The 13274-nt window shown below is 58.9% G+C and carries 9 protein-coding genes; 4 read left to right on the top strand and 5 right to left on the bottom strand.

The genetic code is table 11. The annotated features are described in order from the left end of the window. The first annotated feature begins 70 nt into the window (after positions 1 to 70). Positions 71 to 421: a hypothetical protein gene (locus XX99_RS21710; RefSeq protein WP_156186145.1), complete on the top strand. Its 351-nt coding sequence runs from the start codon at positions 71 to 73 to the stop codon at positions 419 to 421. A 31-nt stretch (positions 422 to 452) separates the two neighbouring features. Here XX99_RS21710 and XX99_RS21705 read toward each other — a convergent pair whose 3' ends face one another. The 4 genes from XX99_RS21705 to XX99_RS21695 all read right to left on the bottom strand — a co-directional run bounded on the left by XX99_RS21705 (position 453) and on the right by XX99_RS21695 (position 7188). After that, the gene (locus tag XX99_RS21705; protein WP_050061523.1) at positions 453 to 1751 is read right to left on the bottom strand and encodes a glycosyltransferase; all 1299 of its coding nucleotides are present in this window, start codon (positions 1749 to 1751) and stop codon (positions 453 to 455) included. 102 nt (positions 1752 to 1853) lie between these two features. Continuing rightward, positions 1854 to 2153: a hypothetical protein gene (locus tag XX99_RS27470; protein ID WP_156186144.1), complete on the bottom strand. Its 300-nt coding sequence runs from the start codon at positions 2151 to 2153 to the stop codon at positions 1854 to 1856. 202 nt (positions 2154 to 2355) lie between these two features. Next, positions 2356 to 4887 carry a putative bifunctional diguanylate cyclase/phosphodiesterase gene (locus XX99_RS21700; protein ID WP_156186143.1) on the bottom strand — a complete coding sequence of 844 codons (2532 nt, stop codon included), beginning with the start codon at positions 4885 to 4887 and terminating at the stop codon, positions 2356 to 2358. A gap of 240 nt (positions 4888 to 5127) precedes the next feature. Then, entirely contained in the window at positions 5128 to 7188 is a 2061-nt protein-coding gene (locus tag XX99_RS21695) for a spermidine synthase (RefSeq protein WP_050061521.1), read from the bottom strand. A gap of 742 nt (positions 7189 to 7930) precedes the next feature. On the opposite strand from XX99_RS21695, the gene XX99_RS21690 reads away from it, so the two are divergent. Next, positions 7931 to 9220 carry a trehalase family glycosidase gene (locus XX99_RS21690; RefSeq protein WP_050061520.1) on the top strand — a complete coding sequence of 430 codons (1290 nt, stop codon included), beginning with the start codon at positions 7931 to 7933 and terminating at the stop codon, positions 9218 to 9220. Between the two features lie 814 nt (positions 9221 to 10034). Next, positions 10035 to 10301, top strand: a complete 267-nt coding sequence (rpsO, locus tag XX99_RS21680) for a 30S ribosomal protein S15 (protein WP_050061518.1) — start codon at positions 10035 to 10037, stop codon at positions 10299 to 10301. A gap of 20 nt (positions 10302 to 10321) precedes the next feature. On the opposite strand, the gene XX99_RS21675 is transcribed toward rpsO, so the two are convergent. Next, positions 10322 to 10669 (bottom strand): hypothetical protein, encoded by a 348-nt coding sequence (locus tag XX99_RS21675; RefSeq protein ID WP_156186142.1) that lies wholly within the window; start codon positions 10667 to 10669, stop codon positions 10322 to 10324. 59 nt (positions 10670 to 10728) lie between these two features. On the opposite strand from XX99_RS21675, the gene pnp reads away from it, so the two are divergent. Continuing rightward, the gene (gene pnp / locus XX99_RS21670) at positions 10729 to 13266 is read left to right on the top strand and encodes a polyribonucleotide nucleotidyltransferase (RefSeq protein ID WP_050061516.1); all 2538 of its coding nucleotides are present in this window, start codon (positions 10729 to 10731) and stop codon (positions 13264 to 13266) included. Positions 13267 to 13274: the final 8 nt, after the last annotated feature.

The raw sequence follows: 13274 nt of genomic DNA, 5'->3' as shown, positions 1-13274 counted from the left end.
CAAGTGAACTGAGCTGCAACAGGGTTTCCGTCAATCTGTATCTATCGCTGCGCTATTTATTATGGGAAATGTGAGCGCAGAGGAATTCAGCGTAGAGCGGGATTATCCGCAGGCATGGGCTCGCCGCCGCACGCGCAGACGCATAGCATTTTGCCTGCTGGTCATCGCCGGCATTCTGCTCATCTTCGGCGGAGCCGGCTCGATGCGCGATTTGGCGTGGGCTCCGATTCCGCTGGGCCTCATCTTTCCCGTTCTGATCATGGCCAATCTGGTGTGGAGCTGGAGCCTGCTGCTGCGCTGTCCGCGCTGCGGGAAGCGCTTCATGGCCTCCCGCAGAGGCGGCTTGACCGGAAGCGATCCCTTCGCCAAAAGCTGCATGAGCTGTGGGCTGGCGCTGCGGATGAGCCGGCAATCACTCTGACGGGGCCGCCTGGTATTGTCAGGGCTCGAAGCTAGCGGCCTCGAATTCCAGTTTCCTGAGCTGCATTTTCGGAGATGGTTCGCGCCACTATCTCCGCAATAGTTTTTAACGCATTCGTTTTTGCGATGGCTGCCCCGAGTACTTTGGCGCGGTTTCGATAACTCGGATCACTTAATATCTGAACCACCGCCTGGCGGATCTGTTCCGCCGTGGGGGCGCCAGTCTTCAGATCGATGCCAGCACCGCTCCAGCTCACTCTCGCACATACTTGCGGCTTATCTTCGCTCGCACCTGCTGAAATAATAGGAACACCGTAGCTGAGGGCTTGCTGGACACCGTTATAGCCGCCATTGGTTACAAAGACACTCGTCTTCGGCAGTATCTGCTCATACGGGACATAGGGTTCCACGATAGAGTTTTTCGCCGCAACAATCGCCTCCACGGGACCGCCTCCCGCCGTCACAACTACTTGAAGGTCTTCGCCGGCAAGGCCGGACAGAGCAGGATTCACGAGCTGATCGAAATCAAAGTTCGCCAACGTGCCTTGCGTTACGAAGACCACGGGCTTTGAGTCGTCCAGCTGCAGCGAAGCTTCCGTCAGCCCCTTCTGTTGAGGCAGAATCGGCCCGACAAAGCGCAGGTTCGGCCGCCTGTTACGCATGGGAAATTCGAACTCCTTGGAGCCCAACTGGAGAAAAAGATCCGGAAGACCATACATCGTATCGGTGAGGTCGAAGCCGCCAGGGACCGGGGCGCCAAGCTCTTGGAGCACTTCATTGACGTATATGTCCGCTGGAGCACGCCCCTCTTTCCATTTCCGGCTATCTTCGAGGTTCCGTTTGAGTCCTTCGGGGGTCTCGTCCGGTCCGGTCAATATGGAAAAAGCAGGGTCATGCCACATCGGGGCGGTCGTGCCGCAGGAGAGCACAGGTGGGCGAGGTTCGTTGCGTAAGAGCAGCGGGAAAATTCCCCAAAAACCGACGTCTGTCATCACGAGATCGACATTCTCCTCGTCGATGACCTTGCGTAATCCGCGATACTGATCCGGGATTCGGTCTCCCAACATATGCTTCACATAGCTGTTGGATAGATCGATCGGCGAAGTGAAGGTCCTCAAGCCTGGGATGAGTTCTCCCAGCTGGCGATAATCGTAGTTTGCGTTTCCCATCAGGGGGAGAAAACGCAGATCGCGGGCTTCCGCTTTTTCGCGAAAGAAATCAGAACTACTGAAAAGAACGTCATGTCCTTGTTGGCGCAGATATTCAGCGACAATCAACATCGGACCGGCATGCCCTGCCAAGGGCGCTGCTGCTATAAGAACCTTGCTCATGCAACTCCTTCTATACTCTCGAAACCACTCCGGGGCCCTGCCAGAGCTAACACCTGACGCCGCTGTTTTATTCCTGCTTCACTAACGAAGTGACACCTCGAATCAACTGCGTGCCAGACGCCAGGTGGCGCGGACTTCCTCAAGAGCGTTTTGTGAGTCATCGACATCCATTTTTCGTGCCTTGGGCGTGCTGAAGAGAGCCTTCAGCGCGAACTGAGTCTGACGGCTGGTCGTCATTAGTACTTGTGATTTCTGCGCCCGCAGGCTGGACGGTTCCGGCCTGACTGAAGATACCGTTTCTGTTCGTGCTGCTGCAGGCAGAGTGAAATTACTGCGGTTCCGCGTATTCAGCCATCGTCGTTCAGAAAATAGAACAACTTGTTCATACGTTTTTTGATTCAAAATGTGGGCTGCAGATACAAGAATCGGTGATGGAGAGGCAGACTGCGGGTCTCCCCTTCGCTCAGGATGACCGATTTCGAGGTGAGCCGGAAATCGTATCGATACATCCCCGGTATCGCTGAGATTCTTCCTCTTTACTAGTCGTCAAAATGACGGTGTATTGCAGGAATTCGGGGATTGCTTTCGCGGCGAGATCCCGTCTCTAGCTGGCGACGGCCGCGATCTTCTTGGCTGCGCCCAGATTCCCAGCCTGCAGCGCGGTGATGGCGCGGTCCGCTGAGAGCGGACGCGAGAACAGATAGCCCTGGAAGAGATCGCATCCCTTGAGGCAGAGCATCGACATCTGCTCCGTTGTCTCGATGCCTTCGCCTACGACGCCCAGCCCCATATTCTGCGCCATGTTGATGATGGCCTCCAGGATGGGCAGGGAACTGTTCGGCTCGTTCAACGCCTGCATGAAAGAGCGGTCGATCTTCAGCCGGTCGATGGGCAGGCGATGCAGATAGTTGAGCGAGGAGTAGCCGGTGCCGAAGTCGTCGATGGCGATGCTCACGCCCAGTCGCTTCAGCCGCTCCATCTGCCGGGTGGATTCGGCGAAGTCTTTGACCACCACGCTCTCCGTCATCTCCAGCTCGAGAAACTCCGGGAGCAGCCCTGTCTCTTCGAGAACTTCGGCTACACGCTCCGCGAAGTCCTGTCGCGCAAACTGAATCGCGGAGATATTCACCGCGACCCGGACCGGAGGATGCCCCTCGAGCTGCCACTGACGATTCTGGCGGCACGCCTCGCGCAGCACCCAGTTACCGAGGGGAACGATCATCTGGCTCTCTTCCGCAACCGGTATTAAACGCGACGGCGGCACGACGCCGAGCGTGGGATGCGTGAAGCGCAGCAGCGCCTCGACGGCCGCGACGCGTCCATCTGCATCGCACTGCGGCTGGTAGTGAAGCTCGAAGCCTCCGTTCTCGAGAGCCGAGGCCATCTCTACTTCCAGCTCGCGCCGGTCGATGGTGGCCTGATTCAAAGCGGGCGAGAAGACGCGCGTTCCGTGGCCGCCGAACTTGGCTTCATACATGGCCAGATCCGCATTACGCTCCAGCGCATCGGAGGAATCTCCGTCTTCGGGGAAGAGAGAGATTCCGATACTGGCGTCGATGCCCAGCTGCAGATCGTGAAAGGCGATGGGCGGCTGCAGGGTTTCATGCAGCGACGCGGAGACCGCCTCTGCATCGGCCCGCCCCGGCAGGCCTTCGAGAACCACCATGAATTCATCGCCGCCCATGCGCGCGACGGTATCGCTTTCGCGCAGCCTCTGCGAAAGCCGGATGGCCACTTCCTTGAGCACGAAGTCGCCCGCGGAGTGTCCGTGGACATCGTTAATCTGCTTGAATTTATTCAGGTCGATCCAAAGCACGGCAACCGACTGGCCGATCCGCCGGGCGCGGCGAATCGCCGTCTCCAGCCGCTCCTCGCCCATCAATCGGTTGGGCAGCGCGGTCAGGCTGTCGTGGTAAGCATGTCGGCGCAGCTCCTCCTGCAGATGGCAGCGTTCGAGAACCATCGACGCCATCTGGCAGTGAGTCTCGAGGAGCTCAAGATCGGTTGCAGTAGGCGGAAATTGCAGCCGCGTGTAGATGGTGAGCGTGCCGAGCGGGTTCTTGTCCGGACCGAAAAACGGAGACGACCACAGCGACTGGATGCCGTTGGCGCGCAGCAGCTCAGTCCAGGGCTTGCGATCGGCGGCGAGATTTTCGAGGATGAAGGTCTTCTTCTCGCTCAGCGCGACCAACTCCGGCACGCCGGCCAGTCCCGCCGATAACTGAAGCAGATTGCGAACCAGCTTTTCGGGAAGATCGGCGGAGGCCTGCAGGCGAAGCGTTTCGCCATCGAGAAGATGAAGCGCGCAGCTCCAGATGGATCGGTGCCTGGCCAGAACCTCGACCAGCACCCGGAAGATCTCTTCGGTTGCTTCGTCGCGAGCCAGCATCTCCAGAATCTGATTTCGGCCGCGATTCAATTGCTCGATCCGCAGGCGCTCCTTGACCTCGGATTGCAGCTCGGCGGTGCGCGCCTGAATGCGGTTCTCGAGGGAGCTGCGCTCCTGGCGAAGCTCGGCTTCGATCTTTACGCGGTGCTCGATCTGCAGGTTCATCTCGCGCTTCAGCCAGACCATGCAGAAGATGGTGGTCAGCAGCAGCACAGGCGTGGAGAGATCCATGCGCTCCACCCAGAGGTGAATGCTGCGCGCACTGGCTTCCAGCGCCTGGATATCCGCTTCCGCGATATTGGCCATCGACTGGCCGCGCTCCAGAGAATGTTCGATATCGGCGGTCTCGCGAAGATAATCCGCCATCCACTGTGCATCGAGATTCAGTCTTGCCGCCAACTGCTGGAGCTCGACGGCCTGTGCGGCAATCGTGGTGGAGTTGTTGTCGAAGTTGGTAGGAGCGTTCTGAACAAACTCGCGCAGCGAAGATGCCAGCGTGCTGGCGAAGGCGCGTTGCGTTCCCAGGTCCTCGCGATTCTTCTCGTTCTCCATCAGCGTCTGCAATCCGTCGAGACGCGACCGATAGGAGGTAAGCGTCGCGCGTTGCGTCAGAACCGTGGAGTCCATGCTTCGCAAAAAACGCGAAGCGATCAGGATGCCAGCAGAGATAGCGATCTGTAGTACGACAAGCGCATAAAAGACCTGGTTTCCGATCCGCGAGCGCCACTCCAGCTTGAACGAAGGCAAGGGAAACTCCAAAATGACTGCAATGACAGCAATGTATCTTTTCTATCGGCCTCGGCCCTGCCTGTTTCCATGGCGGCGCGGACGCGCAGAGCTATAGCGATGAGAAGAATGTGATGGGATCAAACGCCAGTAATGGCGCGGCTGGAACGAGGTTCGACCGCGCGACGGAACACGCGGTGCCTGCGAGCGTTCCTCTTCGGCTCCGTGAAAAAAAGGTAAATTTCAGCTTGTACTGTAGTCCTAAAATCTCTCCGGGAGCCGCCACTGAAGAAGCGGCAGCAGGCTGGAGTTGTCGTCGGTCCACGCCGTGACTTCCGCCTTGCGATGAATATCCATCGCCAATGCTGCGATCTGCGGTTGCGCGAGAAACGCGGAGTTGCTTGTCACCAGCACCCACGTCGCGCGGTATTCGCCGCGCGCACTGTTGCCGGGAGTATCGACGACACGGGCCTGCATTCCCGCCGCAGCGGCCAGCTCAGCAATCTCGGGCGTGAGATCGACATACTGATTCGACACATGGAAGGCCAGGATGCCGCCCGGTGCAAGCTGGCGGCGGTAGATCTGCATGGCCTCCGTGGTGAGGAGATGCAGCGGAATCGCATCGCCGCTGAAGGCATCGATGGCCAGCACGTCGAAGTTCTCCGCAGGCTCGACATCCAGCGAGAGTCTGGCATCTCCCGGCGCGAAGCTGATCTTTGCGGGCGAGTCGCGGAGATAAGTGAAAAGATTTTCCGCAATAGGCCGCACCGCCGGGTTGATCTCATAGAACCGGATGCGATCGCCGGCCTGGCCGTAGGCAGCGAGCGTTCCCGCACCCAGTCCAACGACACCGATGTCGCGCGGACGGCCATCGCAGCAGAAATGAAGCGCGAGTCCTATCCCGGAGTCCGGAGCGTAATAGGTCGTCGGCGTGCGGCGAAACTCCGGGGCGAACCACTGCGTGCCGTGCTCGATAGTGCCATGCAGTAGAGTCCGCACGGTGTGGGCCTGCGGAGGGTAGTGCGATTGCCTGACTCGCAGCGCGCCGTAGAAGTTGCGTTCCTCGACCAGCGTGCTGCGCGCGTAAACGATATGCAGCATGATGACCAGAGCCAGCAACAGTGCGGTTCCCACCGACCACAGCAGCCGCTGCGCCCAGCCCTCCTGCCATGTAACTGCCAGCGCAAGAGCGGCGGTCGCCAGGAAGGCCAGCGCGATGTCGTAATTCGCGTCGAAGAGCAGCGGACAGCCGATGGCGATGAAGATGGTGCCGGCCGCTCCGCCCGCGGCCAGCAGAAGATAGAAGAGCGTAGCCTCCGACGGATCGCTGGGACGCAGTCTGTAAGCCTCCGCGTGGCAGAAAAGGCAGGCAAAAAATAATTCCGCCAGGAAGAAGCCGATGCTGAGCAGGATGGGCACGCTCACATCGGTCTTCGACAGCATGTAGCCGAGGCTGGCCAGCATCACCACCAGCAGGCGCACCACCAGCCATCGCCTGTAGAGCCCCGGGGCCTCGAAGGCCACGATAAAGGTGAGCAGGTATACGGCCAGCGGCAGCACCCACAGCAGCGGGATAGCGGCAATGTTCTGGCTCAGGTGGTTGGTCACCGCGCACAGCTGCATCGCCGCTCCGGCGGGCAGCAGAAACCAGAGTATTTTCTGCCGCAATCCACTGCGCGATGCGCCTTCGGGAACGCTGGGCTCGGCACGGTCGAGCGGCATCGCGCTGCGGCTGCGCCAGGCCAGGATGCCGCAAAGGATTGCATAGAGAACGAAGCCGCAGCTCCACGTGAATCGCTGCCGGCCCAGAGAAAGATGCCGCTCGATCACCGTGGGATAAAGCGCGAGCGCCAGCAGCGATCCCGCATTCGAAAGCGCAAAGAGACGCCACGGCACATCGCGGTCTTCCTCGCGTGCCAGCCAGAGCTGCAGCAGGGGACTGGTGGCGGAGAGCATGAGAAACGGCAGGCCGATCGTCAACGACAGAGTGGCGAAGATCGCCGTCAGCGGATGGCCGGCTGCTCGCGCAAGATCCGGCTGATGGATGAGCGCGAGCATCGCCGCAGCCAGCGCCAGCAGGACTATATGTAACAAGGCGGCGACTCGGGCGGATCGTGTCCGTCCCAGCCAATGCGCGTAGAGATAGCCGAGCAGCAGAGCGACCTGAAAAAAACAGAGGCAGGTGATCCAGACGGCGGAAGACCCGCCCAGGGCCGGCAGCAACTGCTTCGCAGCCATGGGCTCGACCGCAAAGAGCAGAAACGCCCCCAGAAAAATTGTCCAGCCATACAAGCTGCGAAACGAGCGAAAGACCTGAAGCATCCCGTTAAAAAATTACCATGTGGGGGTGTTCTTACGGATGGCCGCAGCGGTCTTGTATTGGGGATGAAACAGCCGCCTATGCGTGAAACGCTCCCGCATCTGGAAAAAGCAATGTGGACAGGCAACCATGCGAATTCTCTACGGCCGGCAATCTCTGTAAATCATTCATTCCAGGCGATTATCTTGCCGGCGACCGGCTGTAACTCATTGTTTGCATGAGACTTTCCAGGATGTCATGGAGAATCTCGGATTCAGTGCAGTGTGATTGATTCTGCGGCAGTTGATGCGCGGTCATTGGTGAGACTGAACTTACTCATCACGACGCTCGATACTTCGTGCTCAGCGACGGGGTTGTTGCGGCAGGGAGTGCGATTGCGGGCTGGCGGTCGGTGCGTCCGCCGAGGAGGGTGTAGGTGCAGAGGGCCAGATTGGGCATGGCTTCCTCTATTTGCGCATGAAAAAAGGACCGTGCTTTGGAGCGGTCCTTTTTGGTTTCTTGATCTAGTTCTATTTTAGCTGGTTGGGTGGTAATTATGCGCCAGGGGATCTGATATCTAAACGAACTGCCTGTATCTGTATCTGAATCCGGTGCAAGTCTGGCGGTAAATGTTTAGCATCAAAGCAACTCATGGTTCCCGTCTCCGTATGTTTCGAGGGTTGATCCTCATCGTTCACACTCATCGAACCCTTCATTGGTAAGTAGGAACGGCCAAAATATAAGCAAGCCATGGAGCGACCAGGAATGCTGACATTCGACAATTTGCCTATTAGAGCTAAGGCCATTCTTACGTTCATTGACGAAAAGTGGGAAGACCTTCGGGCAAATGCCCGCCATGGCCATCAAGATCGCTTTTCGGACTGGGAAGCCCTCGCTGCGACGTCAAAAGATGGCCATTTGGACGATCTAGATCCCCAACGACCTTACATTCTTTTCCTTCCGAATGACTTCGTCACACCCGGCGGCCGATTCATGGTTCAGTTCTACTGGGACAGTTACTTCGTCGTTAAGGCACTGATTTGCACTGAACGATTTGAGTTGGCTAAAGGTATTGTGGAGAACTGCCTTTTTTTGGCGGACCGCCATGGAATGGTCATCGCGAATCGCAAACGGTGGGCCGCGGGTTCGCAGTTACCGTTCTTGTCTGAGATGGTGAGGGAGGTTTACAACACAACGCGAGACAAGAAGTGGCTCGCATGGGCGGCTTCTATTGTGGAAAGAGAATTCATCGGTTATTGGCTCAACTCCGATCATCTCGCCTATGAAGGCCTGAGCCGATATCACGCGCCTCCCTGTTATCCTGCCGAAAATATCGCGGATATCACCATGGACCATGAAGCGAGTTGGGATCTTTCTCCCCGATTCGATCGAGGGGACGTCCTAGAGCTTCTGCCAGTGGACCTCAATAGCAATCTTTACGCTTACGAGATGGATCTTGCCGTCTTTCATGAAGAGCTTGATTCTCCAAAAGAAGCTTCGCTGTGGAGGAATCGGGCGGAACAGCGGGCGCGGGCGGTAAACGCTTTAATGTGGGACAGTGCGGACGGAATCTATTACGACTTCAACTTCGTTACCGGTCAAAGAAAGAAGGTGAAGTCGATGGCGACGTTCTTTCCCCTCTTTCGCAAGATTGCGAGCCGCGAGCAGGCACGCACCATTGCAGAAAAGATCGAATTGTTCGAACGCGAATACGGTATGGCCGCATGCGACCAGAGCTACGGGTACATCGATAGGCAATGGAATTATCCGGTGGGATGGCCACCTCTCCACCTGGTCAGTTATCTGGCATTAAAAAGTTACGGGCATATGGAGATTGCCGGGCGCATTGCCTTGAAGTGGCTCAATCTCAATCTCAGAATATGGGAGCAGACCGGTAAGCTATTCGAAAAGTATGACGTTGAGATCGGTTCCGCCGAAGTGCTTGAGGATCGCTATAAAAATCAGGATGGATTTGCGTGGACAAACGCAACCTTTCTTTATTTATTGAAGGATCTCGCCGCGGGATCTAAACTCTCCGTACAAAGTACGGGTTAGAGAATGAATGACCAACAGTTGTCCCAGTGCGAGTTCGAGGCGCTGTATCGGGAGATACAGGAACACGGGACCAGGCTTTTTCAAGTTATGGCGTTTTGCGTGGGCGGATCTACTGCTCTGCTGAGCTACGTCTTTACGATAGACCCCCAAAAGCTTCCTTTTCATGATCTTTTGCCGCCATTCTTGTTTTTGCTGCCGTTTCTCGTTCTTACTCCGTGCCTCATGCTGGTGCAATCGTCACTGCATTCGACCACGAGGATAGCGGCATATCTCATCTTCAGATATGAGGAGAGAAATTTTGGGGTGTACTGGCAACGGTCAATTCAGGCGTATCGGTCGGGCCACAACGACGGTTTCCGCCACCGGCCCTTCCGGTGGGCCCTGATAGCCGTTTTTGGCAGCCTGGGGACCGCCAGCCTTGTTGCCTCGATGGTCTCAACGATTTCAGTCGGCATTCACCACTGCTTCACGCCGCCGCTCAAAGGACACGCTTTTTTCTGGATTTACGGATCACTGTTTTCGGTCCTAACTGTGCTGCTAATTGTGGCAAATCTGAGCCTGTTTCACGGTTGGGGTCGGCAGCCGTTCGAACATGAGTTGGCCACCTGGAGAAAGATTGGCGAACCCCCCTCCGTTGCGAACGCTGTAGGCCCGCCTAACACTCCGAGCGCATTCTGATGCGGATGGCTCAGGATTCTGCCGGAGCCCTCCCGTTTTGTTTCAATCAATTGCCCGTAAAATCCCACCATGTTATTCTTGTTGCAGACACTTAGGAAGTGTAGAGAACATAGAACACAGGAGTAACGCACACACCGTGCTGGCACCCACTAGAAAAACCGAAATCATTACGCAGTTTCGCACCCATGACTCCGATACCGGCAGCCCTGAAGTGCAGATTGCCATCCTCAGCACGCGCATCGGCGAGCTGACCGAGCACTTCAAGACCCACGCCAAGGATCATGCCTCGCGGCGCGGCCTGTTGATGCTGGTTAGCAAGCGCCGCCGTCTGCTTGACTACCTCAAGACGAACGACTCCGACCGTTACCGCGAAGTCATCGGCAAGCTGGGCATACGCAAGTAGCCTGAAGATTCCCTTGTCTCCTACGCAGACGCGACGGAAATCGAATCGAGGATGGAACGCGTTTTGCCCGCATCTCCCAGGAGGGGTGCGGGACAGCCGTTCTTTCCACATCTCGAGGGCGAGATGTGGAGCACCCACCCCTGCGATGTATCCAGCGGGCACGGGGAGTGTTTCGCTGTGATGCGAACGCTCTCCGCGGTCTCCTGCCAGAATGTCTTCGGCAGGACCGCGTTGCCTTCTTCGTTTTCTTTCCTTTGTGCTGCGACCCTCCCACCCCCGATCACTCGCCCGGCTTCGGCCGAGAGCGGCGAGCCTTCGTCCGCCTGGCCACAGGCTGCGACGAAAGCTCCGCACAGCGGTGCGCGCATCCTTCGCGCCTCCGCCGATGGCTGCGTGATCGCCATCCGCAATTCGAATCGAGGAATTTATGAAGCAAGACGTTACAGTTGAGCTTACTGGCGGCAAGAAGCTGCATTTTGAGACCGGCCGCATGGCCAAGCAGGCGCCGGGTGCGGCGCTCGTCACCCAGGGAGAGTCGGTAGTGCTGGCGACGGCAGTCGCCTCCCCGGACCCCAAAGAAGGCATCGATTTCTTTCCCCTGACCATCGACTATCGCGAATACGCCTATGCAGGTGGACGCATCCCCGGTGGCTTCATCAAGCGTGAAGGCCGTCCCAGCGAGCGCGAAATTCTCACCTGCCGGCAGATCGACCGGCCCATGCGCCCGCTGTTCCCGGAAGGATTCCGCAACGAGACTCAGGTGATCGTGCTGGTCTTCTCGGCCGACAAAGAGAACGATCCGGACATCATCGGCATCAATGCGGCCAGCGCCGCGCTGTCGCTCTCGGATATCCCGTTCGGCGGCCCGGTAGGCGCGGTGCGCGTGGGCCAGGTGAACGGCGAGTTCGTCGTGAACCCGACTTATGCGGAGCGCAAGGAGAGCCCGATCAGCATCACCGTCGTCGCGACCATGGAAGGCATCACCATGATCGAGAGCGGCGCGCAGGAAGTGGAAGAGAACGTGGTGCTCGCGGCCATCGAGTTCGGCCATGCGGAGATCAAGAAGATCGTCGCGGCGATCAACGACCTGGTAGCGCGCGCGGGCAAGACCAAGCGCACGGTCGCTCCTCCGGAGTTCGACCAGGCCTACTACGACGCGCTTAACGCCAAGATCGGCGATCGCTTGAAGGATGCGCTCGACACCAGCGCCCACCCCAAGTTCGAGAGCGCCGCATTGGTGAAGGCGATCAAGGACGAGCTGGCCAAGGAAGTCGCCGAAGGCGAAGATCCGGCCGCAGCGAAGAAGAAGCTGGCCAAGTATTACGAGGCTCTGCGCGAGAACATCTTCCGCGAGCAGGTGACGAAGGATCGCATCCGTCCCGACCGCCGGGCGTTCGATCAGATTCGCCCCATCACGATTGAGACGGGCGTATTGCCCCGCACCCACGGTTCGGCGCTCTTCACCCGCGGCGAAACGCAGGCTCTGGTCACCGCGACCCTGGGCACCAACGACGATTCGCAGCGCCTGGAGAGCTTCGAGGGCGAGCAGAAGAAGCGCTTCATGCTGCACTACAACTTCCCGCCGTTTTCCGTAGGCGAAACGGGCCGCATGACCGGCGTAGGCCGCCGCGAAGTGGGTCACGGAGCCCTGGCGGAGCGCGCGATCAGCGCGGTGCTGCCCAGCGAAGCCGAGTCTCCCTATGCGCTGCGCGTGGTCTCCGACATCCTCGAGTCCAACGGATCGTCTTCGATGGCCTCGGTGTGCGGCGCGAGTCTCGCGCTGATGGATGCGGGCATTCCTCTGAAGGCCGCAGTTGCCGGCGTAGCCATGGGTCTGGTAAAGGAAGGCGATGCCTACGCTATCCTGACCGACATCGCCGGTGCGGAAGATCACTACGGCGACATGGATTTCAAGGTAGCCGGAACCCGCAAGGGCATCACCGCTCTGCAGATGGATATCAAGATCAGCGGGTTGACTCCGCAGATCATGCGCGAAGCGATGGAGCAGGCGCTGCGTGGCCGGCTCTTCCTGCTGGACACGATGGACGCCGCGCTGAGCGGACCGCGTGACGTCAAGTCGAAGTACGCGCCGCAGATTCGCACCCTGCAAATTCCCACCGACAAGATTCGCGATCTGATCGGACCGGGCGGCAAGACCATTCGCGGCATCATCGAGGCCACCCAGGTCAAGATCGATGTCGACGATACCGGTCGCGTCAATGTCGCTTCGAGCGACGCCGAGGGTCTGGACAGGGCTTTGGCCATGATCAACGACCTCACCGCCGTGCCCGAGATTGGCAAGACCTATCTGGGCAAAGTGGTTCGGCTCGCCGAGTTCGGCGCGTTCGTCGAGATCTTCCCCGGAACCGACGGTCTGCTGCACATCAGCGAGATCGCCGAGCACCGGGTGAAAGAAGTTAAAGATGAATTGCGCGAAGGCGATCAGGTGCTGGTCAAGGTGCTGGGCATCGAAGGCAACCGCATCAAGCTCTCCCGCAAGGCTCTGCTCAAGGAGCAGCGCCAGAAGCTGGGTCTGCCGGAGCCGGGTGCCGCGGGTGACATCGCTGCGTCGGGTGAGGGCGAGAGCGGCGAAGGCCGTCCGCGCCGCGAACGCCGGCCCGAGTCGGGGCGTGCGGAGTCGAGCCGTCCTGCTGTTCCGGCGGAAGATCGCCAGCCAACTTCGAACGCCAGCACCATCACCATCGAAGGCGGAGACGACTTCGAGGATGGTGAAGAGGGCGACGATGAGGGCGGGGAAGAGATCAACTTCAACCGTGCCGACGGCACACCGGCCCCCGCGGGCGAGCGTCGTCCCGGCGGCGGTGCAGGTGGACCGGGCGGAGCTGCTGGCGCAGCTGCACGCGGCCGCAGGCGGCGTCGCGGCCGGGGTCGTGGACCCGGCGGTGGACCGGGAAGCGGACCGGGCGGCGGCAGCGGCGGCGGTGGAAGCCGCGGACCGCAGTAACCGATAAC

The organism is Silvibacterium bohemicum (genome assembly GCF_001006305.1).
GTDB classification, from domain to species: domain Bacteria; phylum Acidobacteriota; class Terriglobia; order Terriglobales; family Acidobacteriaceae; genus Silvibacterium; species Silvibacterium bohemicum.
The sequence above is the reverse complement of the archived record's forward strand: the minus strand, read 5'-3'. Positions and strand labels throughout refer to the sequence as shown.